This window comes from Yersinia rohdei ATCC 43380, assembly GCF_000173775.1.
GTDB lineage: Bacteria > Pseudomonadota > Gammaproteobacteria > Enterobacterales > Enterobacteriaceae > Yersinia > Yersinia rohdei.
Genome location: NZ_ACCD01000001.1, coordinates 428,107 through 452,265, shown reverse-complemented (window position 1 = coordinate 452,265; position 24,159 = coordinate 428,107). Strand labels below are relative to the sequence as shown.

Here is a 24,159-nt window from a genome sequence, read left to right as displayed (position 1 = left end):
AAATTTATATTATTAACCACTTAATGGCATTTCTGTTTATATAATAATATTAATCCCCTGGATTGGGGTGTTGCTGTTAACGAACGGATTATGCTGAGTGGGTACCCGTCAATCTTCGGGACAATGCCGCGAGCATGCGACGACTTCAGGGAAGAGAGGTAATGACAGACTATGACGTATTCAGACAAGCATACCGGGGGCATAGAATGTCAGTAGAGAGAAGAAATCCGCAACGCGCGTTGGCGTTATACTGCGCTTTAATTTGCGGCTTGACGCCAATATTTACCGTATCGGCCACGGCACCGGTGATGCCGGTAGCGTCATCGTCAGCAATGTCATCACCGGCAAAGAGCATGACGGTTGCTCAAAGCCGTTCTCAGCTATTGGCGGCATTGCCAAAAAATGTCACTCCGCTTTATTCTGCTGAATTAGCGCTGCTTTATGCCGCGAATCAAATGCAACCTATGTGGCAAGACCGCGCCGCAGTTCAGCATTTCCAACAACAATTGGCGGAAGTGGCGCTCTCCGGTATTCAACCACAATTTATGCAATGGGTTAAATGGCTCAGTGATCCTGAAATTAAGGGATTGGCGCGTGATGTGGTGCTGTCTGATGCCATGCTGGGATATTTGCATTTTATCTCTGGTGTCGGCGCTAATGGCAGTGTCTGGCTCTACAGCAATGTGCCATACAAGATGGCTATGCCGCCCGCCACGATATTAAATCGCTGGCAGCAGGCGGTACACGAAGGGACGACTGCGCCTTATCTGGCGTCATTGGCTCCTCAGCATCCGCAATATGAAAAAATGCATCAGGCGCTGAAACACATGCTGGCGGATAGGCGTCCTTGGCCACTCATGGCGAATGGCCCGAGTTTACGTCCAGGTCAGCTAAGTGACGATATTCCGGCTCTGCGAGAAATTCTCGACAGAACGGGCATGTTGCACCCCGTTGATGGCGCGCCAGTAAAAACCGCTGAAACTATCCCAGAAGATAATCCGACGATTGCGGCGGTTAATGATGACCTCTCTGTGGATGAAGAGAAAAGTCGCTCTCAAGCTCATAGCCTGGTTGTTAGCCCATCTGCGGCTCCTGTTGCTGATGAACCAATAGCTGGGGAGGCGATTGCGCCCGCGGCACCGACGAGTACTGCTACAGTGACCGACAATGTTTACACGCCAGAGCTAGTGGAAGCCGTCAAACGTTTTCAGCTGTGGCATGGGCTGAGTGATGACGGAATTATTGGCGCTCGTACTCGCGAGTGGCTGAATGTTTCTCCACAAACACGGGCAACATTATTAGCATTGAATATTCAGCGCTTACGTATTTTGCCGGGGCGGGTGGATAACGGCATTATGGTTAACATTCCAAACTATTCGCTGAACTATTATAAGAATGGTGAGCAGGTGCTCTCATCCAGAGTGATTGTTGGCCGCCCGAGCCGTAAAACACCGCTGATGAGCAGTGCGCTGAATAATGTGGTAGTTAATCCACCTTGGAATGTGCCAACCTCTTTGATTCGTCAGGATATTCTGCCGAAGGCGCGATATGATTCCAGTTACTTCCAACGCCACGGATATACGGTATTGTCCGGCTGGAACAATGATGCTGAAGTCGTTGATCCGGAAATGATCGATTGGAGCATGATTTCACCTAATCACTTCCCATACCGTCTACGCCAGGAACCCGGTGCCAGTAATTCTTTAGGGCGCTTCAAGTTCAATATGCCAAGTTCTGATGCCATCTATTTACATGACACACCTAATCATGGATTGTTCCAGAAAGATATCCGTGCCTTGAGCTCAGGTTGTGTTCGTGTGAATAAAGCCTCTGATTTAGCCAATATGTTATTGCAGGATGTGGGGTGGAATGATGCGCGGGTTTCGTCGACCCTGAAACAGGGGAGCACGACGTACGTTAATATTCGTGAACGTGTCCCGGTACAATTGTATTACCTGACCGCATGGGTCGCAGAGGATGGCAAACCTCAGTTTAGAACAGACATTTACAATTATGATATGGCGGTGAGATCAGGTTCACAAATCTCCCAACAGGCAGAACTTTTGCTGCAATAAATGCAGTAAAACTCAATAACTAATGGTCTTAATATCGGGCTATTTTGTGGATGCTCAGCAATGAGCATCCTATCCCTGAATCTAAACGTACGCTGAATGCGTGCCGAATGCGGGTTGACTGGTTTTCCGTAGGCGGTTATGGTTCGGGATTGCACATTATATAGTGTTTACTTTTGACATTCTTGCCAGGTATTAACAGAGATCATGGATAAAATTGATAATTATCGCCGTAGATGGCTAACGTTAGGCGGGGCAGCGCTGGGTCTTTCGCTGCTTCCAGGGTACGCATTTGCCACCCTTTCTACTCCTCGCCCACGGATCTTGACCCTGAATAACCTGAATACAGGTGAGTCTATAAAAGCCGAATTCTTCGATGGTCGAGGTTATAACAAAGATGAACTTTCTCGCTTAAACCATCTATTTCGCGATTACCGGGCTAATAAAGTTAAAAGCATCGATCCGCGCCTTTTTGACCAGCTATACCGCTTACAAGGCTTCCTTGGTACCACTAAACCGGTACAGCTCCTGTCAGGTTATCGTTCAATTGATACCAATAATGAACTACGCGGACGCAGCCGAGGTGTAGCAAAGCACAGCTATCATACCAAAGGGCAGGCGATGGATTTTCATATTGAAGGCATTCAATTGAGTAATATTCGTAAAGCGGCATTAAAAATGCGCGCAGGTGGTGTAGGATATTACCCTCGCAGTAACTTTGTGCATATTGATACTGGGCCGGTACGAACCTGGTAACATGCATTTTTCTGCCAATGCTTTAGTCAATACCCGCCAGATTTCAGGATGCAACTACGGCTTGAAAAGTGTTGGGGATATTGAAAATGGCATCGGGGTTGGAGCTTTATGAAATATAAAATTATTCCGGTGACGGCCTTTAGCCAAAACTGCACGCTCATCTGGTGTGAAGTGACAGGGCAGGCGGCACTGGTTGACCCTGGTGGTGATGCGGCTAAGATCATTGCTGAAGTCGCACGTCAGGATGTTAAAGTGAGTCAGATTCTACTGACTCACGGTCATCTGGATCACGTCGGTGCTGCCGCTGAGTTAGCTGAACATTTTCAGGTGCCTATCTATGGCCCAGAAAAAGAAGATTTGTTTTGGTTAGAAGGGCTACCGGCGCAAAGCAAAATGTTTGGGCTAAGTGAGTGTGAGGCCTTTACTCCGACTCGCTGGCTTGAAGAAGGTGATAAAATCACTGTTGGGGCAACCGAATTATCAGTATTGCATTGCCCGGGACACACGCCGGGGCATATTGTTTTTATTGATAAACAAGGCCAACTTGCATTGGTGGGTGACGTTATTTTTAATGGTGGTGTTGGGCGCAGCGATTTTCCGCGCGGTGACCATCAGCAACTCATTAATTCGATCCGAACCAAGTTATTGCCTTTGGGGGATGATATAACGTTTATTCCGGGTCATGGCCCAATGTCTACCCTTGGCCACGAACGGCAGACAAATCCGTTCATACGTGAAGAACCGGCAATTTGGTGATGCTCAATGTTGCTGTCATAAATGTGAAATAGCATAAAACAGCTAATATTGACGGTATCTTGGCGCCAGCGGCTGATAAACTCCTGATTTTACAGCAGAGTAGCCACGACATCAGGTGCCTTTGTTACCTTTATTTGCCCCTCAAGATATTACGTACTGCTGTTAACAGTTAAAAAGGCCGCAACGTCATCCGTTACGGCCTTTTGTGTTTTCAAAAACGTACTGACTGACATTACGTTAAAGATAGCCTTTTACGGCCGAAGTCATGATGACTTATTTAGAGCACGGCAACGATAGCTTCACACAGTGGAGCCATATTGTCTGGCGTCATACCTGCTACGTTAACACGGCCAGAATTTACTGCATAAACAGCAAACTCATCGCGTAAACGTAATACTTGTTCTTTGGTAAGGCCACTAAACGAGAACATACCATTCTGGTTAATGATAAAACTGAAATCTTGCGCCGCGCCTTTTTCCTGCAACGTATTTACAAACAACTGGCGCATACGATGAATGCGTTGGCGCATTCCGGTCAGTTCTTGTTCCCAAATATCGCGCAGTGCAGGGGTGCTTAGGATAGTCGCAACGACTGAGGCACCATGAGCGGGTGGGTTGGAGTAGTTAGCGCGGATAACCGCTTTAACTTGGCTAAATGCTGTGTCAGCGACATCAGAATTAGCGGCAACAACAGTACAAGCCCCAACACGCTCATTATACAGGCCAAAGTTTTTGGAATAAGAGCTACAAACAATCAATTCTTTATGCGTTGCGGCGAAAAGACGCAAGCCCTGAGCATCTTCTTCCAAACCTTTAGCAAAACCTTGATAAGCGAAGTCAAACAGCGGCAACCAACCTTTAGCAACAGACAGCTCGGCTAATTGGCTCCACTGGGCTTCTGTTGGGTCAATACCTGTTGGGTTATGGCAGCAGCCATGGAACAGCACGACATCGCCAGCACCAGCCTCTGACAGGCTGTTAATTAGCCCATCGAAGTCCAATGCATGGTTTGCCGCGTCATAATAGGCATACTCAACAACTTCTAACCCTGCGGCAGCGAAGATGTTTTTATGATTTGGCCAACTTGGATTACTGACCCAGACACGTTTGGCGTTGGTGTTGTGTGCGATAAAATCAGCAGCAATACGTAACCCGCCAGTACCACCCGGGGTTTGAGCAGTACGTGCTCGTTTGTCCGTAATGATTGCGCTATTGGCACCAAATAACAGTTCCTGAGTACAGCTGGCGAAAACAGGCAGGCCATCAATACCCAAATAATTTTTGGTTACTTCATTTTCCAGCAAATACTGCTCAGCTTTTTTTACGCTGGTCAGCACCGGCGTCTTCCCGGTTTCGTCTTTGTAGACACCGATCCCCAGGTTGATTTTATTAGGGCGGTCATCCGCGCGGAAAATATCGGTCAGGCCCAGAATAGGGTCGGCAGGTGCAGCTTTGATTTCTTCAAACATGTCAGAGGCTTCCATGGCTTAGCGTTAAGCAAACAGAACCCTCAGGGTAGCGCCAGTTGCGGCCTTTGCCAACCGTTTGCGAGAAAAAGAAATGAATGTTGTGAGGTGGAGGAATTCGGGGTGAAAAATCGGTGCAATAGTGCTATCAACAGCGGAATATCCCTATCTTTGCTGCAAACAAAAAGACAGAGCCGAGGCCCTGTCTTTTTTTAACTTACGTCAGCAGATAAACTGCTTGATTAAGTTTGACTTAGAACTGGTAAACCAAGCCAACACCAACAACGTCATCAGTCATCAAGTTGTTTGCACGAGTGAAGTTGTCTTCGTCCAGCAAGTTGATTTTGTAATCAACATAGGTAGACATGTTTTTGTTGAAGTAGTAGTAAGAACCTACAGAAACATATTTCAACAGGTCATGGTTGTCATCAGTTGCGTTGTTCAGATCCTTACCTTTGGACTGAACATAGCCCAGGGATGGACGCAGACCGAAGTCGAACTGGTACTGTGCAGTGATTTCAATGTCACGAGTCTTGTTAGCAACTGAATCGTCGCCAAATGGAGTCATGTTTTGAGTTTCAGCATACATTACAGCCAAGTATACGTTGTTTGCGTCGTATTTAGCACCAACGTTCCATGCTTGAGCTTTATCGCCTTCAGCAAATGTTACGTTATTCAGGTGAGCATTTTTCTGAGCGGTGGTACGGTTAGCTGTAGAGAAGCCAGCACCGAAGTTTACGCCGTAACCGATATCATAAGTAGAAGAGATACCGAAGCCGTCACCGTTCTGAGTAGCCAGCAGGCCTTCACGGCTAGTTTCGTTTTTGCCTTGGTATTGCAGGGCAAAGTTCAGGCCATCAACCATACCGAAGAAGTTGGTGTTACGGTAAGTTGCCAGACCAGTTGAACGGCCAGTCATGTAGTTGTCAGAGTTGGAGATTGAATCACCACCGAACACTGGCAGCATGTCAGTCCATGCGTTGACGTCATAGATTACGCCGTAGTTACGGCCGTAGTCGAATGAACCGAACTCAGCAAATTTCAGACCAGCAAAGCCCAGACGAGTTTTGTTGCCTTTGTCGCCTTGAGCTTCAGCGTTGTTAGCCTGAACGTTATATTCCCACTGGCCGTAACCGGTCAGTTGGTCGGTAATTTGGGTTTCACCTTTGAAGCCGAAACGAACATAAGATTCGTCACCGTCTTGGCTTTTGGCATCAGAGAACTGGTGACGCGCGTCAACTTTACCGTACAGGTCAAGTTTGTTGCCGTCTTTGTTGTAGATTTCTGCTGCATTAGCTGCGCCAGCTACTAACAATGCTGGGATTACTACTGCAAGAATATTGCGCTTCATCATTATTATTACCCTCATTGGTGTTATTCGGACACCTGCCACTGCCGCCAATAATTTTTTTGGAACTATTGTTGAGAGTTTGGTGTCGTCTGTGTCTGAACGCAGTGTTCCATTCGTAGACCTTATAATCCACACCGAAAATGCTACCAATTGCCTGAATATGTTTCATTGAGAAACTATGTGTTACAAGATGTAAATTTAAGGGAACTTTGTGACATAGATCGAACTTTAAAAAATGACAAAAGCCAGCAGAGCTGGCTTTTTTTTATACAAAATATATTTTTTTCTAAATAATAAATTTAGAAACTGGCATTTCTTGGAGTGCGTGGGAATGGAATTACATCCCGAACGTTTTGAACCCCTGTTACATATGAGATCAAACGCTCAAATCCAAGGCCAAAACCTGAATGTGGCACAGTGCCGTAGCGACGCAGATCACGATACCACCAATAATCTTCTTTATTGAGGCCCATTTCTGCCAGACGCGCATCAAGCACATCCAAACGTTCTTCACGTTGTGACCCACCGATGATTTCACCGATACCTGGTGCGAGTACATCCATCGCCGCCACGGTTTTACCGTCTTCATTCATACGCATATAGAATGCTTTGATGTCTTTCGGGTAGTTCTTAACCACCACCGGCGCTTTAAAGTGTTGCTCAGCTAAATAGCGCTCATGTTCTGAAGACAAATCGATACCCCAGGACACATCATTCTCAAATTTCTGACCTGACGCCAGTAAGATCTCAATGGCATCGGTATAGTCAACCTGAGCAAAGTCAGAGGTAACAAAACGTTGTAAACGATCTACAGCATCTTTATCTACACGTTCAGCAAAGAATTTCATGTCATCAGCACGTTCGTTCAGCACCGCCTGGAAAACGTATTTCAGCATTTTCTCGGCCAAACCGGCGACATCATCTAATGAAGCGAAAGCCACTTCGGGTTCAACCATCCAGAACTCAGCCAAATGGCGGCTGGTGTTGGAGTTCTCTGCACGGAAAGTTGGGCCAAAAGTGTAAACTTTTGATAACGCGCAGGCGTAGGTTTCACCGTTTAACTGGCCGGAAACCGTCAGGAAAGCTTCTTTACCGAAGAAATCTTCGCTGAAATCGACAGCGCCAGTATCAGTGCGCGGGATGTTTTCCAAATCCAAGGTGGACACGCGGAACATTTCACCGGCACCTTCGGTATCTGACGCGGTGATTAATGGGGTAGAAACCCAGAAATAACCATTTTCATCGAAGAAACGGTGAATAGCTTGTGCCAGGGTATGGCGAACACGCGCTACCGCGCCAATCAGGTTAGTCCGTGGGCGCAAGTGCGCGACTTCACGAAGATACTCAATACTGTGGCGCTTGGCTGCCATTGGATAGGTATCGGGATCATCCACCCAGCCTACCACTTTGATAGCGGTTGCCTGAATTTCAAAACTTTGGCCTTCACCCGGTGAGGCAACCACTGTCCCCGTGACTTCTACGGAGCAGCCAGTGGTCAGATGCAGCACTTCATCCTGATAATTTGGCAAAGTATTATTCACGACGGCCTGTAACGGGTCAAAGCAGGAACCGTCATAAACGGCAACGAAGGAGATACCCGCTTTAGAATCTCTCCGGGTACGCACCCAACCGCGTACGGTGACTTCACTGTCAACCGCAGCACGGCCTTGCAGTACGTCGACTACAGGCACTACGCTCATAAATTTCTCTCTTTAATAGTTTTGATATAAACGCCTTCGCACTTGAGGTTGCAGTGGTGTTCGCCAGGTTTACTCGACCGAATCACTTACCTGTGTAAGTTCATTGGGATTAGCTCGCCTGCGGCCTACCTACCACGCCAAGTTCTTTGGGTGTAAAAATAGTTAACAGCCCAACAAAATGGGGATGTTCCTATGTTACTTGCGGCGGTGCAGGACACAAGTAGAAATCACCAGATAAGTGCAACATTTCTATTGTTAGCTTAAATAAAGACGACATAAATAGAGGCTAAGTTAAATCGTGGGAATAAGCGGGGATAAAAAGCACCCTGATAGTGCGGATAGCCGGGCTGTTTTAGCCACGGCTATTGAACTGTACAGGCGGTAAGTTAGCTGGCTTTTTTTACCAGTGGCAGGGCAAATGCTTCACGTAACTCAGCAACAAAAGCGGGATCGTGGCAAATGGTTTTTCCTGGGCTATCGGAAAGTTTGGCTACCGGTTTACCGTTGCACTCCACCAGCTTAATAACAATATTAAGTGGCTGGACACCTGGAATATCACAGGTCAGGCGTGTACCAATACCAAATACCAACTTAACTCGCTGATAGAAATGGCGATAGAGCGATAAGGCTTTCTCCAAATCTAAATTATCGGAGAACACGAGCGTTTTACTCATTGGGTCAATACCCAGTTTTTCATAATGGGCGATAGCTTTCTCACCCCATTCGACCGGGTCACCCGAATCATGCCGCAATCCCTGATAACGATTAGCGAAAGTTTCATCAAAATCGCGCAGGAAAGCATCCATAGTAATACAGTCGGTTAATGCGACCCCAAGCTGGTCGGGATATTCATCTAACCAAACTTGCAGAGCAACGCGTTGGCTATTGGCTAAAACCGGGCTTATCTGTTGGTGAGCTTGGAACCATTCATGAGCTTGAGTTCCGACCGGTGCTAAAGATAACTTGCGAGCCAAATCATAGTTACTGGTGCCAAGCAGATAGGGGAACTCGTCTTTTAAGTCACTAACAATCGCGTGCTGTATCTCGCGCGAGAAGCGGCGACGGGTACCAAAATCCATTAACTTAAAGTGAGAAATATCGATATCAGCACTCAGCGCTTTAAATTGCACAAGTTTGCTGCGCAGTTGCGAGACAGCCTGAGCGGCAGTGACATGCACAGAACGACGACGATGAACGATTTCACTAATTACTGCCAGTAATGGCACTTCCCATAAAATGGTTTCGCACCATAACCCAGTAATACGAATATCTAATTTACCGGCATTGTCTGAGACGGTGACTTGCTCCGGGTTAAAACGAAAATCCCTTAGCCAGTTCAGGTAGTCATTTTGAAAGAAAGGTAAACCTGAAAGATAGATAAACTCATCATCGGTCAAAGCCAATTGGCTCATCAGCATTATTTGCTGGCGTATTTCGTCGGCATATTCGCCCAGCAGCTCATCACTGCGGCAGCGGAACTCAGCGGCAACGGTAATTTGGCGATAACGATGGAACACTGCTTGTTGCATATGAAGCTTATAAGCGTCCGTATCAAGCAATGAAGTCAAAATCGGTGAGGCGTCTTGGGTCATGGCGCTATACAGCATCCTCGTAGGAGCATTTTCCACAGTCGGCGTAATCTAAAAGTCGCAGGAGTATACCGGTATTATCCTGTTATTGAAGCCTCATCACACCATAAATGCTAATCGGAGGTCTAGGATTAAACGTGCCATTATCAGTAAAGCGGCACTTTTGTTAAAACTATTGTGCAATAAATGACAGTTTTTTAGGTGGTTAGATAATAAAACGCACATTACCTTAATATATATAAGGTTATTAGCTGGGTAGAATATAGACAATGAGTCGCAATTATAGGCACCCCCAGTCTACTGGATAGCGGCATATTATGTTGTTAGCAAGGCTAACGTCGATTAAATCGACGGTTTGTCACTCATGAATTGCAATAAGACAATCAGCTTGCGAGTGGGCTCGAAAAATAGGCGTTCAATACTCAATTTGCCGTAATAGCATGGGTTCTCAACTAGGTTTTTTTCACAATTGTGATACATTGAAAATCTATCTGGGTCTGGGGAAAAGTCACTGACAGCAGTGCTTTGAACTCAAGGTTACTGCTTTGGAACCAAGGTTCTTGAGCCCAAACAATCACCATACAGACCTGATAATCATATTCATTGATGACGTCAAAAGGGTTTCTATGACACAACAGCCGCAAGTTAAATACCGTCACGATTATAAATCGCCGGATTACACTATTACCGATATCGATCTGGACTTCGCACTGGATGCGCAAAAAACGACGGTTACAGCGGTCAGTAAAGTAAAACGTCAGGGAACAGACGGGGTGCCGCTGGTTCTAAATGGTGAAGATCTCACATTAATCAGCATTAGTGTTGATGGGCAAGCATGGCCACATTATCAACTGCAGGACAATTTACTGGTAATTGAGCAATTACCCGCGCATTTCACACTGACAATCGTAAATGATATCCATCCCGCGACCAACAGTGCACTTGAAGGATTGTATCTTTCTGGTGAAGCACTCTGTACGCAGTGCGAAGCCGAAGGTTTCCGCCATATTACCTATTATTTAGACCGCCCTGATGTGCTGGCGCGTTTTACTACCCGTATTGTTGCTGATAAATCGCTCTATCCTTATTTATTGTCTAATGGCAACCCTGTGGGGCAGGGATCTCTGGATGATGGTCGCCATTGGGTTAAATGGGAAGATCCATTCCCTAAACCTTGCTACCTGTTTGCGTTAGTTGCCGGTGATTTTGATGTATTACGTGATAAGTTCATTACCCGCTCTGGCCGCGAAGTTGCGCTGGAGCTTTTTGTTGACCGCGGTAATTTAGACCGGGCCGATTGGGCGATGACCTCATTGAAGAACTCCATGAAATGGGATGAAACCCGTTTCGGTCTGGAATATGACCTCGACATCTATATGATTGTTGCAGTTGATTTCTTCAACATGGGTGCGATGGAAAATAAAGGGTTGAATGTCTTCAACTCAAAGTATGTTCTGGCAAAAGCAGAAACAGCGACAGATAAAGACTATCTGAATATTGAAGCCGTTATTGGACATGAATATTTCCATAACTGGACAGGTAACCGGGTTACTTGCCGCGATTGGTTCCAATTAAGTCTGAAAGAAGGGTTAACCGTTTTCCGTGATCAGGAGTTCAGTTCTGATTTAGGTTCACGATCGGTTAATCGTATTGAAAACGTGCGGGTAATGCGCGCGGCGCAATTTGCGGAAGACGCCAGCCCGATGGCCCACGCCATTCGGCCAGATAAAGTCATCGAAATGAACAACTTCTACACCTTGACTGTGTATGAAAAAGGCTCAGAAGTTATTCGAATGATGCACACGTTACTGGGTGAGCAGCAATTCCAGGCCGGTATGCAACTCTATTTTGAACGCCATGATGGCAGTGCCGCAACCTGCGATGATTTTGTTCAGGCAATGGAAGATGCCTCTAATGTCGACTTGTCTTTATTCCGCCGCTGGTATAGCCAATCAGGTACACCGATACTGACGGTGCGCGATGATTATGATGCCGAAAATCAGCAATACCATTTGCACGTCAGCCAGAAAACATTGCCAACGGCAGATCAGCCGGAAAAACTGCCGCTGCATATTCCATTGGATATTGAGCTATATGACAGTAAAGGCAATGTCATCGCATTACAGAGAAATGGTTTGCCGGTTCACCATGTTTTGAATGTGACGGAGTCTGAGCAAACCTTTACTTTTGATAATGTCGAACACACGCCAATACCATCACTATTACGCGAGTTTTCTGCTCCAGTTAAACTGGACTACACCTACAGTGATCAGCAACTGACTTTCCTGATGCAGCATGCGCGCAATGAATTCTCCCGTTGGGATGCGGCGCAAAGCTTGCTGGCAACTTATATCAAACTTAATGTTGCTAAATACCAACAGAAACAGCCGCTGACATTGCCAAACCACGTGGCAGATGCTTTCCGCGCAATATTGCTTGATGAAAATCTTGATCCCGCTTTAGCGGCGCAGATAATGACTTTGCCGTCAGAAAATGAAATTGCAGAACTGTTCACCACTATTGATCCACAAGCAATCAGTGCGGTACATGAAGCGATAACTCGTTGTTTAGCGAATGAATTATCTGATGAACTGTTAGCGGTCTATGTGGCGAATATAACATCGGTCTATCGTATTGAGCACAGTGACATTGCCAAGCGGGCATTACGTAATACATGCTTGTATTATCTGGCGTTTGGTGATGAAGAATTTGCTAATAAGCTGGTTTCTTCGCAATATCATCAAGCCGATAATATGACCGACTCGTTGGCAGCATTAGCCGCGGCCGTGGCTGCACAACTGCCTTGTCGGGATGAGTTGCTGGCCGCCTTTGATGTGCGCTGGAATCATGATGGTTTAGTGATGGATAAATGGTTTGCTCTGCAAGCCACAAGTCCTGCTGCGGATGTGTTGGCGCAGGTGCGCGGATTGCTTAAACACCCTGCATTTAGTTTGAGCAACCCGAACCGAACTCGTTCGCTGATTGGTAGTTTTGCCTCCGGTAACCCGGCTGCATTCCACGCCGCAGATGGTAGCGGTTATCAATTCCTGGTAGAAATACTGAGTGACTTGAATACTCGCAATCCACAAGTTGCCGCTCGCTTGATTGAACCATTGATTCGTTTGAAACGCTATGATTCTGGGCGTCAAGCTTTAATGCGGCAGGCATTGGAACAGTTGAAAATGCTGGAAAATCTATCCGGTGATTTGTACGAGAAGATAACCAAGGCACTGGCTGCCTAAGTCAGTTTTTACATAATAGTCAGGGGGCATTACTGCCCTCTGGTTATTTCTGTCTAAGTCAGAAATTCCCTTCAGATAGCGGGCAAACCTTGGTGAGTCGAACTGGTGAAGTGAAGCCTGTTCGGGCCCATAAGGGCATATTTACAATATATTTATTTGCTACTTGCGCTCTGAGCCGTAGACATGTTGCCAGTAAACGCGACATTACTTTTTGCCTGGCTTAACTTCGCAAACGTTTACTTTCCTGAAAGATGAACTTACCATTCCCGCATCAACGGCTTGTCATCGCTCGCTCAGGAGATTACATGTACTATCCTCTCGTCAAAAAAGCATTATTCCAGCTTGACCCAGAACGTGCCCATGAGTTTACTTTCCAGCAGTTAAAACGAATCACCGGCACACCGCTTGAATTTTTGGTTCGTCAATCTGTACCAACTAAATTAGTAAGCTGTATGGGATTGTCATTCAAAAATCCATTAGGTCTGGCTGCCGGTTTGGATAAAGACGGTGAGTGTATTGATGCTTTGGGGGCGATGGGGTTTGGTTTTATCGAAGTCGGGACTGTGACACCTCGGCCACAATCAGGTAATGATAAACCAAGGCTATTTAGGATCGTTGAAGCCGAAGGTTTGATCAACCGCATGGGTTTTAATAATCGTGGTGTTGATAATTTAATTGAAAACGTCAAGAAATCACATTTTGGCGGTATTTTAGGTATTAATATTGGCAAGAATAAAGATACTCCGGTAGAGCAAGGGAAAGAAGATTACTTGATTTGTATGGATAAAATTTATCCTTATGCCGGATATATTGCGATTAATATTTCTTCACCAAATACGCCGGGATTACGATCTTTACAGTATGGTGAAGCGCTGGATGATTTGTTAGCGGCAATTAAAAATAAACAAACTGAATTACATCAGCGGCATCACAAGTATGTTCCGGTCGCGGTAAAGATCGCGCCGGATCTAACTGAAGAAGAATTGATCCAAATAGCTGATAGCTTGGTTCGCCATAATATAGATGGTGTTATTGCCACTAATACAACTTTAGATCGCTCCTTAATTCAGGGATTAAATTATTGCGAGCAAGCCGGTGGTTTAAGTGGCCGGCCATTACAATTACGCAGCACCGAAGTGATTCGCCGCTTATCGCAAGAACTGCAAGGGCGGTTACCTATTATTGGTGTGGGTGGAATTGACTCCGTAACTGCGGCACGTGAAAAAATGGCAGCAGGTGCTTCATTGATTCAAATCTATTCCGGATTTATCTTCCGTGGGCCAGGTTTGATTAAGAATATTGTTACTCATATCTAATTATTTATCTTCTTTACTTGCCTGGGGGTTTATTTATTCCCCCAGCTCGTCTATATTTTGTACCTATGGAATAAATATACACCAAAAACCTTATATCAAATTATTTTCATTTAATGAGCAGAAACTCAGTCATTGAGTCAATGATGTTGGCAGCATGGTGGGGAAAGGACAAAATATGCGGATTAAACCAGACGATAAATGGCGTTGGTATTTTGATACTGAACACGACCGACTTATGTTGGATTTAGCTAATGGTATGATATTTCGCTCGCGCTTCCCGTCAAAAATGCTGACACCTGATGCTTTCGCTGAATCTGTATTTTGTGTTGATGATGCTGCACTTTATTTTGAATTTGAAGATCAATGCCGCCAAATTAAAATGAGCCATGAGCAACGTTCAGAATTGATATTAAATGCTCTGGTCGCATTTCGTTTTCTAAAACCATTAATGCCCAAAAGTTGGTATTTTGCACAGCAGCCAAAAGTGTGGACCCCAAAAAATGCTGAGCTGGCCGTAGTAAAAATATTGGACAGTGGCGAAGAGATGAATTTGTTAATAGTCGAGTCTGGCGACTCCGCCAGTTTGTGTTTATTAGCGCAACCTCAGGTGGTATTAGCAGGGCGTCAGTTAATATTGGGCGATGCGATAAAGATAATGAATGACCGTTTGTTACCTTTAATTATCGAAAATAGCTATAACACACCTGTCTATGACCGGGCGATGTAATACCCTTCCTTTGTGCTTGAATTTGCAAAAATTATCATTAGGGTATGATTTGGCCCGTCCGTGGGCTTTAGCTCTACCAGCTCGTTGTCAGCGCTGTTCAAATCTATTTTCGTAAGATTTGCATCCTAGTTAAAACCGTCCTGAATCTTGAAATCTATTGGGTATACTTGGCCTGCTTATTTACCGCTGAGAGTAATGTCTCCTTTGGGTATACAACTGCAACAAAGAATCGTCCCATCATTGCCAATGGCACTTTGTTTTAAAGGTGCGACATCGCCATTGATTAATGTAATTCTGCAACTGCCACATATCCCAGCTCGGCAAGAATAAGGAATACGGATATTCTGTTGCTCTAGTTGCTCCAATAAAACCTGTTGGTTATTACCATTAAAGCGAATGCCATTATATTCAATGGATACAGCTTTGGATTGTTCTTGCGGTACAGCGAGGCTTTCAACTACCACTCCGGCGCTGTAGGGCCGAGGGGGTTTGGTTAACAGAATTTCTACTTCATCCCCAACTCGAATAATTCCGCTGTTTCTGGCCACCATATTCTGGCCAAAGTCGATATCACCATTTTCAGCGGTTCGGAATGTCTGTAATGTCTGTAATGGCTCACCCGTAGGGTGCTTGCGCCCGCGCTCCACACTGACGGTGGTGAGTACACAGCGGCTGCAGGGTTTAACTAAATCAAAAGTAATATCACCGACTCGGATTACTTGCCAACTGTCTTCGGCAAATGCCTGGGCTCCGGTCACCAATAAATTTGGGCGAAACTGTTCTAGCTTAATACTGCTCGGGCAACGTTGTTGTAATTCTTTAAAGGAAGCTTCATTAATCAATAAATAAGGGAAGCCATCAGCAAAAGAAAGCGGAATTTCCGGCATGGGTTTTACCCGACGGGTTAACTCGGGCCCAAGCCAGCGTAATTGTACTTCGCGTTGAAAATAGTTACTGAGCCAGGTGTTGATCGCGGGTGGTGCAATTAGCGCAGTAAAATAATTTCCCCAAACTTCGGTCGGTTCGGCATTGGCTAAAAAATCATTAAAGCGGATACTGGCACTCTCGCCATCGGGCGCAGTGAGATATAAACCCTCTGGCATTAATGCCGGGGTAAACATAACCATCTTCGGATATTGGCGCGCAGTAATAAAAGTGCCATCCGGTTCGGTAATCATAAATACGCGGTCAAAGGCCAGCCCACTGCTGCTGACTTGGGCATGAGAAAGCTGCAAGCCGCGCATAGATTTTACCGGATGAACGTAAAGTCGGGAGAGGGTTATCACCATTGTCTCCGTGCGAGTATTAAATTAGAGAGAGCAACTTTATGACAAGCTGCTGGGATTAGCTATAATGCGCAACAATTTTCTTTTTGGTGATAGTGCGATATGAACTCTCTGTTTGCCAGCACGGCGCGTGGACTGGAAGAACTGTTAAAAAGCGAACTCGAAGCGCTGGGCGCTCACGACTGTAAAATAGTACAGGGTGGGGTACATTTTCAGGGCGACGATCGACTCATGTACCAAAGCCTGCTGTGGAGTCGACTGGCTTCACGCATCTTGCTACCGCTCAACGAATTCAAAGTTTACAGTGACTTAGACTTGTACCTTGGGGTGCAGGCAATTGACTGGACATCAATTTTTGGTGTGGATAAAACCTTTGCCGTGCATTTTAGCGGTGTGAATGAGGAAATCCGTAACAGTCAGTATGGTGCATTAAAAGTTAAAGATGCCATCGTGGATTGCTTTACCCGCAAGCTGGATCAGCGCCCGACAGTGGCAAAACAGCAACCGGATATCCGGGTAAATGTATTTTTGCAACGCGATATGGCCAGTGTGGCGCTCGATCTTAGCGGTGAGGGGCTGCATCAGCGCGGTTATCGTGACCTGACCGGTCAGGCTCCGTTGAAAGAAAACCTGGCGGCAGCCATTATTCAGCGTTCTGGTTGGCAGTTAGGCACGCCAATGGTTGACCCTATGTGTGGCTCCGGGACTTTGCTGATAGAGGCCGCGATGATGGCATCTGATCGTGCACCGGGCTTGCATCGCGGACATTGGGGCTTTACCGCCTGGAATGCATTTAACGAAGAGCTTTGGCGTGAATTGACTACCGAGGCGCAAGTACGTGCTCGTCGTGGTCTGCAAGAGACGGCGTCCCGCTTCTTTGGTTCAGATATTGACCGCCGAGTGATTGAAATGGCGCGCGCCAACGCCCGCCGTGCTGGGGTCTCAGAACTCATTACTTTTAATGCTAATGATGTCAGTAAGCTGGTGAATCCATTACCGGAAGGGCCGGTAGGTACAGTGATTAGTAACCCACCTTATGGTGAGCGACTAGAAAGTGAACCGGCCTTGATTGCACTGCATAATATGCTGGGCCGCATCATGAAAAGCCATTTCGGAGGCTGGCGCTTGTCACTGTTCAGTGCTTCTCCAGAATTGCTGAGCTGCTTACAATTGCGCGCCGAACGCGAATTTAAAGCTAAGAATGGCCCGCTAGATTGTGTACAGAAAAACTATCAGTTAGCGGCGAATCCACTGGGTGCGAGTGGTGTTCAGGTGGCAGAGGATTATGCCAATCGCCTGCGAAAAAACGTGAAAAAGCTGGATAAGTGGGCAAAACAGCAGGGTATCGAATGCTATCGTTTGTATGATGCTGATTTGCCAGATTACAACGTAGCAGTCGATCGTTATGGTAGCAAAGTCGTGGTGCAGGAATATGCCCCGCCTAAAACAATTGATGCACAAAAAGCGCGTCAGCGCTTGTTTGATGTGATTAATGCCACTCTGGCAGTGTTGGAGTTGCCTTCTAATCAGTTGGTGTTGAAAACGCGCGAGCGCCAGAAAGGTAAAAACCAATACGAGAAATTGGCACAGAAAGGTGAATTCCTGCTGGTGAATGAATATAACGCCAAGCTATGGGTTAACCTGACTGATTACCTCGATACTGGTTTATTCCTTGACCACCGCCTTGCACGTCAGATGCTAGGTAAAATGAGTCAGGGTAAAGATTTCCTTAACCTGTTTGCTTATACCGGTACTGCCAGTGTTCATGCAGGGCTGGGGGGCGCACGCAGTACGACCACGGTCGATATGTCGCGTACTTATCTGGAGTGGGCCGAGAAAAACCTGCGGGTTAATGGCTTAACGGGCGGGCAACACCGCTTGATTCAAGCTGATTGTTTATCTTGGCTTAGCAACACTGATGAGCAATTCGATGTGATCTTTATCGATCCACCGACGTTCTCTAACTCCAAGCGTATGGAGACCACCTTTGATGTTCAGCGCGATCATTTGGTGCTGATGAAAGAACTGAAACGGTTACTGCGCCGCCAGGGGACAATCATGTTCTCTAACAATAAGCGCGGTTTCCAGATGGATTTGGCCGGTATAGCCGCGTTGGGGCTGGAAGCAAAAGAAATAACCGCGCAAACGCAATCTGAAGACTTTGCCCGTAATCGTCAGATCCACAATTGTTGGCTGGTTACACACAGCCGCGAGGAAAAGTAAAAACTATGTCGTTAATTAGCATGTCCGGTGCCTGGCTGTCGTTCAGCGATGCGCCTTTATTAGATAATACTGAATTGCATATTGAGGCAAACGAGCGCGTTTGTCTGGTGGGCCGCAATGGCGCGGGTAAATCCACCTTGCTGAAAATTCTGAGTAAAGAAGTTCCGCTGGATGATGGCCGTATCATTTATGAGCAAGATTTGATTGTTGCGCGTTTGCAACAGGATCCACCGCGTAATGTGGCCGGAACCGTGTTTGACTTTGTCGCCGAAGGTGTACAAGAACAAGCTGAGCATCTGAAAGCTTATCATGCCACCTTGCATCAGGTTGAACTTGACCCGAGCGAGAGGAACCTCAATCGGCTGGCAGCATTGCAGGAAATCCTAGATCATCAAGGATTATGGCAATTAGACAGCCGTATTCAAGAAGTGCTGGTGCAGTTAGGTTTATCGGCAGATGCGGAACTTTCATCTCTGTCTGGTGGTTGGTTGCGTAAAGCGGCATTAGGTCGCGCGCTGGTGAGTTCACCAAAAGTGTTGTTGTTGGATGAACCGACCAACCATTTGGATATTGAAACCATTAACTGGCTGGAAGGCTTCTTGAAAGAATTCCAGGGCAGTATTGTCTTTATTTCCCATGACCGTTCCTTTATCCGTTCAATGGCAACCCGTATTGTCGATCTCGATCGCGGTAAATTGGTGTCATGGCCGGGTAACTACGAATTGTATCTTGCCAGCAAAGAAGAAGCGCTGCGGGTTGAAGAACTGCAAAATGCTGAATTTGACCGCAAACTGGCGCAAGAAGAAGTGTGGATCCGCCAAGGCATCAAAGCACGACGCACCCGTAATGAGGGCCGTGTTCGTGCCCTGAAAGCATTGCGCATGGAGCGTTCAGAGCGCCGTGAAGTGATGGGCACCGCCAAGATGCAAGTGGAAGAAACCGTGCGCTCAGGCAAAATTGTCTTTGATCTGGAAGATGTTAATTATCAGGTTGATGGCAAAGTGCTGGTAAAAGATTTCACGACTCAAGTGCAGCGCGGCGACAAAATTGCGCTGGTGGGGCCGAATGGTTGCGGTAAAACGACCTTGCTAAAACTGATGCTCGGTCAGCTTAAAGCAGACAGCGGCAAAGTGCATTGCGGCACTAAACTGGAAGTGGCCTATTTTGACCAGCATCGTGCAGAACTTGATCCAGAACGCACGGTGATGGATAACCTGGCTGAAGGTAAGCAAGAAGTGATGGTCAATGGCCGTTCGCGCCATGTACTGGGCTATTTGCAAGATTTCTTGTTCCACCCGAAACGGGCGATGACGCCAGTGAAAGCCTTGTCTGGTGGTGAGCGTAACCGTCTGTTATTGGCTAAATTATTCCTGAAACCAAGTAACTTACTGATCCTCGATGAACCGACCAACGACCTGGATGTTGAAACGCTGGAACTGTTGGAAGAAATGGTTGATAGCTATCAGGGCACGGTATTACTGGTCAGCCATGACCGCCAATTTGTTGATAACTCAGTGACCGAGTGCTGGATTTTTGAGGGCAATGGCCAAATCAGCAGCTTTGTTGGGGGCTATTATGATGCTCACCAGCAACGCGCGGAGGCAAAACCTATTCGTCAGGTGGCGGCTAAAGTTGAAGAAACCAAAGCGCCTGCCACGGTAAAAAGTGGCGCACCTGCGGCAAAGCGCCCGGGCAAGCTGAGCTATAACCTGCAACGTGAGTTAGACCAATTGCCGCAACAATTGGAAAAACTGGAAAATGAAATCAGTGGCTTACAGGCTCAGGTCAGTAATGCCGATTTCTTCTCTCGCCCACATGAAGAGACACAGCAGGTGCTGAAAGCACTGGCCGATGCTGAACAGGCATTAGATGTGGCGTTTAGCCGCTGGGAAGAGCTGGAAGCGCAGAAAAACGGCTAAAAATAGTAAATTGCCGTTTTATCAGATGAGGTGCTATATAAAATTATGTCTATTGTTATATATAGCCCACAGATAAAATGGCACAAAGTTATCTCAATAATATTTAATTGCTTTTCAAACCTAAGAAGGCTGCTTGCAGCGGCCCGATAGAGACAAGGCCCAAGGATGGGCCAACAACCGGCACCTGGAAAGACCAAGGATATTGAGGAGTGAAATATTGTGTTCTGTAACCCAGTCTGAGCACGGCGAGCACTCCGAGCAGTCAGGAGATGTTATTTTGTGCCGGCAATGCGATATGTCAGTGGTTTTACCTCCTCTGCCTTATGGCACCAAAGCGGTATGCCCGCGTTGTAAAACGACACTAACTGTAAAGTGGGATGAACCACGCAAGCGGCCAGTCGGCTATGCGCTCAGCGCCTTATTCATGTTATTGCTGGCGAACATGTTTCCCTTCGTCAAGATGCGAGTGGCGGGAATAACCAGCGAGATAACCCTGTTTCAAATCCCCCAAGTGATGGTGGCCGATGACTATGCCAGTATGGCAACGTTATTTATGGTATTGGTTCAGTTAATCCCCGCTTTCTGCATGGTGGTCATTATTCTGCTTTGCTTGCGGGTACGCATGCCAGTTCGCTGGAAAGTATTTATAGCAAAAATATTATTTCAATTTAAAACCTGGTGCATGGTTGAGATTTTCCTCGCCGGTGTACTGGTAAGTTTTGTCAAATTAATGGCCTATGGCGATATAGGCATTGGCAGCAGTTTTATTCCATATTGTTTATTCTGCTTGTTACAAGTGCGCGCTTTCCAATGCATTGACCGCCATTGGATGTGGCTGGATATTGCCCCTGCGCCAGCCTTATCTCAGTCACTTATTGCTGGCCGCACGGGGTTAAGCCAAGGTTTGCGCTCTTGCTCTGGCTGCACCGCCATTTTGCCGCAGTCCCAAGTTGAGTGCCCGCGTTGCCATACTCATGGCTATATTCGCCGGCGCAATAGTTTGCAATGGACAATGGCATTATTAGTCACGTCAATCTTGTTGTATATTCCAGCAAATCTACTGCCAATTATGATTACCGAAAGCTTGGGGAATCAAATGGATTCCACCATTCTGGCTGGGGTTATCTTCTTGTGGAGTGAAGGCTCTTATCCGGTGGCGATGGTGATTTTTATTGCCAGTATTATGGTGCCATCGCTAAAAATGTTGGCGATCGGCTGGTTATGCTGGGATGCCAAAGGCAAGGGGAGATCTGACCCCGAGCGCATGCATTTTATTTACGAAATAGTCGAGTTTGTTGGTCGTTGGTCAATGATTGATGTCTTTGTTATTGCGGTGCTTTCATCATTAGTTCGTATCGGGCAATTGATGAGTATTTATCCGGCGATTGGTGCACTGCTATTTGCTATGGTAGTGATCCTGACCATGTTTGCTGCATTAACTTTCGATCCCCGGTTAACTTGGGACCGAATAAATGAAACAACTCAAAAGGAGCCGCAAGGTGACGGAAAATAATCCCAGCCAGGGTGTGGCAGAAATTGAAAAAATTAAGCGCTGGTCGCCAGTGTGGATAATCCCGATTATCACGGTGCTGATTGGTGCATGGATACTGTTTTATCACTTTAGCCATCAGGGGCCACAAGTGGTCATGATCACTTTGAATGCTGAAGGTATTGAAGCGGGTAAAACAAAAATAAAAAGCCGTAGCGTGGATGTTGGCATTGTTGAGGCGGTCACTCTCAGTAAAGACCTTAACCATGTGATTGTGCGGGCGCGGTTAAATTCCGGCATGAATACCTTATTGCACAGTGATACTGCTTTCTGGGTGGTAAAGCCCCAGATTGGTCGTGAAGGTGTCTCCGGGCTTGGGACGTTGCTTTCTGGTGCCTATATTGAACTGCAACCGGGTAGCAAAGGCCGGGCATTAGATGAATTCACCTTGCTGGACTCTCCACCGCTGGCATCACCTGATGCCAAGGGGCTGCGAATTGTGCTTGATAGTGAACAAGCCGGGCAACTCAATTCAGGGGACCCGGTCTTGTTCCGTGGTTATCAGGTTGGCTCGGTGGAAACCAGCACCTTTGATGCTAAATCGCGCCTGATGCATTATCAGTTATTTATTCGCGCGCCTTATGACGGTCTGGTCACGGCCAATGTTCGCTTCTGGAAGGTCAGTGGTGTGGCTGTTGATGTTTCGTCACAAGGAATGCGGATAGAAATGGCCTCTCTGGCAACATTATTAAGTGGTGGTGTCAGCTTTGATGTGCCGGAGGGTGAAGATCCGGGCAAGCCAGTCACACAAGATAAGGCTGAGTTCAAGCTGTTTGATAATCGCAGCAGCATTCAAAATTCGTTGTACACCGAGCATGAAGATTTCCTGTTGTTCTTCTCAGATTCGGTTCGTGGTTTACAGGCCGGCGCGCCAGTAGAATTCCGCGGCATCCGCGTGGGCACTGTCGGAGATGTGCCATTCTTTGCCCCTGGTATGAAACAACGCGTTGATAATGATTTCCGTATCCCCGTGCTCATTCGTATTGAACCTGGCCGCTTCCGTAATGACTTAGGCCCAGATGCCAATTTCGAACAAATATTGAAGACGGCCAAAGAGCGCGGGCTACGGGCTTCTTTGAAATCAGGCAACTTATTGACCGGGGCACTGTTTATCGATTTGGATTTCTATCCAGATGCAAAACCGTGGAAAGGGCCGCTGCAAGTGGCGGGATATCCATTGCTGCCAACAGTGAGTGGTGGTTTGGCGCAAATTCAGCAGAAAGTGATGCAAACGCTGGATAAAATTAACCATTTGCCATTAGAGCCAATGATTAGCGAAGTTACCAAAACCCTGGTCACCAGCCAGCAAACTATGCATGAAACGCAGAAAACGTTGGAAGCACTGACAGCGATTACCAGCAGTCCGGCAATGCAGGATCTGCCAAAAGACCTACAAAAGACGCTAAATGAGTTGAATCGCAGCATGAAAGGGTTCCAGCCAGGTTCACCGGCTTACAATAAAATGGTGGGTGATATGCAGCGGTTAGACCAGGTATTGCGCGAGTTACAACCCGTATTGCGGACGTTGAATGAGAAGAGCAATGCGCTAGTATTTGAAGCCGCAGGAAGTCAGGATCCTCAGCCTAAGAAGGCCAAAAAATGATGAAATGGATGGCAGTTATCGCCGCGCTGTTACTCAGCGCATGCAGCAGTGAACCTAGCAAGACGTACTATCAATTACCTGCCCTGAGTGCACCTGCGACGGCGAGTAGCAGTATTGCATCACGGCAACTGTGGATTGAACATGTTGGGGTGGCAGATTATCTGGCTGCGGCAGGGGTGGTGTATCAAACTAATGATGTGCAGTATGTGATTGCCAGTAACAATCTTTGGGCCAGCCCACTGGATCAGCAATTACAGCAAACTTTGGTGACGAATCTGAGTAACGCGCTACCGGGTTGGTTGGTGTCTTCACAGCCGCTTGATAGCGATCAGGATGTTCTCAATGTCACTGTGACTGGATTCCACGGCCGCTATGATGGCCGGGCCATCGTCCGAGGCGTTTGGATACTGAAACATCATGGGCAACTTATTAAGCAGCCATTCGATTTGGAGCTTAAACAAAACGAAGATGGCTATGATGCGCTGATTCGCACTCTGGCTGAGGGGTGGCAGCAAGAAGCTAAGACGATTGCCGCTCAGCTGCAACAAATTAAATAATATTATGTTCTAAATAGATCTTATCCCTCTTTCACCGGTAATGACAAA

At 46.7% G+C, this 24,159-nt stretch carries 16 protein-coding genes; 11 read left to right on the top strand and 5 right to left on the bottom strand.

Annotated elements, in window-relative coordinates:
* The first annotated feature begins 206 nt into the window (after positions 1–206).
* The 3 genes from ldtD (at position 207) to YROHD0001_RS15140 (ending at position 3,584) form a co-directional block, all read left to right on the top strand.
* Complete coding sequence (ldtD, locus tag YROHD0001_RS15130; RefSeq protein ID WP_004713308.1) at positions 207–2,075, top strand: L,D-transpeptidase; 1,869 nt, start codon at positions 207–209, stop codon at positions 2,073–2,075.
* A gap of 204 nt (positions 2,076–2,279) precedes the next feature.
* A complete protein-coding gene (gene mepK, locus YROHD0001_RS15135; protein ID WP_004713307.1) occupies positions 2,280–2,828 on the top strand; it encodes a peptidoglycan L,D-endopeptidase MepK in 549 nt (182 codons plus the stop codon).
* A 108-nt stretch (positions 2,829–2,936) separates the two neighbouring features.
* Positions 2,937–3,584, top strand: a complete 648-nt coding sequence (locus YROHD0001_RS15140) for an MBL fold metallo-hydrolase (protein ID WP_004713306.1) — start codon at positions 2,937–2,939, stop codon at positions 3,582–3,584.
* A gap of 277 nt (positions 3,585–3,861) precedes the next feature.
* Here YROHD0001_RS15140 and YROHD0001_RS15145 read toward each other — a convergent pair whose 3' ends face one another.
* The 4 genes from YROHD0001_RS15145 to pncB form a co-directional block, all read right to left on the bottom strand.
* A complete protein-coding gene (locus YROHD0001_RS15145; RefSeq protein WP_032816001.1) occupies positions 3,862–5,052 on the bottom strand; it encodes an amino acid aminotransferase in 1,191 nt (396 codons plus the stop codon).
* Between the two features lie 250 nt (positions 5,053–5,302).
* A complete protein-coding gene (gene ompF / locus YROHD0001_RS15150; RefSeq protein WP_162484099.1) occupies positions 5,303–6,400 on the bottom strand; it encodes a porin OmpF in 1,098 nt (365 codons plus the stop codon).
* 299 nt (positions 6,401–6,699) lie between these two features.
* Positions 6,700–8,100 carry an asparagine--tRNA ligase gene (gene asnS / locus YROHD0001_RS15155; RefSeq protein ID WP_032816000.1) on the bottom strand — a complete coding sequence of 467 codons (1,401 nt, stop codon included), beginning with the start codon at positions 8,098–8,100 and terminating at the stop codon, positions 6,700–6,702.
* A 386-nt stretch (positions 8,101–8,486) separates the two neighbouring features.
* On the bottom strand, positions 8,487–9,692 hold the full coding sequence (gene pncB / locus YROHD0001_RS15160) for a nicotinate phosphoribosyltransferase (protein WP_032816055.1): 1,206 nt from the start codon (positions 9,690–9,692) through the stop codon (positions 8,487–8,489).
* A 623-nt stretch (positions 9,693–10,315) separates the two neighbouring features.
* Here pncB and pepN point away from each other — a divergent pair.
* From pepN to YROHD0001_RS15175, 3 genes are all read left to right on the top strand, one after another.
* On the top strand, positions 10,316–12,931 hold the full coding sequence (gene pepN, locus YROHD0001_RS15165) for an aminopeptidase N (RefSeq protein ID WP_004713300.1): 2,616 nt from the start codon (positions 10,316–10,318) through the stop codon (positions 12,929–12,931).
* 305 nt (positions 12,932–13,236) lie between these two features.
* Positions 13,237–14,247 carry a quinone-dependent dihydroorotate dehydrogenase gene (gene pyrD / locus YROHD0001_RS15170; protein ID WP_032815998.1) on the top strand — a complete coding sequence of 337 codons (1,011 nt, stop codon included), beginning with the start codon at positions 13,237–13,239 and terminating at the stop codon, positions 14,245–14,247.
* 175 nt (positions 14,248–14,422) lie between these two features.
* Positions 14,423–14,974, top strand: coding sequence for a cell division protein ZapC (locus YROHD0001_RS15175; protein WP_032815996.1), 552 nt, complete (start codon positions 14,423–14,425; stop codon positions 14,972–14,974).
* 176 nt (positions 14,975–15,150) lie between these two features.
* Here YROHD0001_RS15175 and YROHD0001_RS15180 read toward each other — a convergent pair whose 3' ends face one another.
* Complete coding sequence (locus YROHD0001_RS15180; RefSeq protein WP_072100546.1) at positions 15,151–16,263, bottom strand: YcbX family protein; 1,113 nt, start codon at positions 16,261–16,263, stop codon at positions 15,151–15,153.
* Positions 16,264–16,362: 99 nt separating this feature from the next.
* Between YROHD0001_RS15180 and rlmKL the strand changes: the two genes are divergently transcribed.
* From rlmKL to pqiC, 5 genes are all read left to right on the top strand, one after another.
* Complete coding sequence (gene rlmKL, locus YROHD0001_RS15185; protein WP_032815994.1) at positions 16,363–18,483, top strand: bifunctional 23S rRNA (guanine(2069)-N(7))-methyltransferase RlmK/23S rRNA (guanine(2445)-N(2))-methyltransferase RlmL; 2,121 nt, start codon at positions 16,363–16,365, stop codon at positions 18,481–18,483.
* 5 nt (positions 18,484–18,488) lie between these two features.
* Positions 18,489–20,402 (top strand): ABC transporter ATP-binding protein, encoded by a 1,914-nt coding sequence (locus YROHD0001_RS15190; RefSeq protein ID WP_032815992.1) that lies wholly within the window; start codon positions 18,489–18,491, stop codon positions 20,400–20,402.
* A gap of 217 nt (positions 20,403–20,619) precedes the next feature.
* A complete protein-coding gene (pqiA, locus tag YROHD0001_RS15195; RefSeq protein ID WP_071817862.1) occupies positions 20,620–21,915 on the top strand; it encodes a membrane integrity-associated transporter subunit PqiA in 1,296 nt (431 codons plus the stop codon).
* Positions 21,902–23,554: an intermembrane transport protein PqiB gene (pqiB, locus tag YROHD0001_RS15200; RefSeq protein ID WP_032815990.1), complete on the top strand. Its 1,653-nt coding sequence runs from the start codon at positions 21,902–21,904 to the stop codon at positions 23,552–23,554. Before pqiA ends, pqiB begins: the two co-directional genes overlap by 14 nt.
* Complete coding sequence (gene pqiC / locus YROHD0001_RS15205; protein WP_032815988.1) at positions 23,551–24,111, top strand: membrane integrity-associated transporter subunit PqiC; 561 nt, start codon at positions 23,551–23,553, stop codon at positions 24,109–24,111. Before pqiB ends, pqiC begins: the two co-directional genes overlap by 4 nt.
* Positions 24,112–24,159 lie beyond the last annotated feature (48 nt).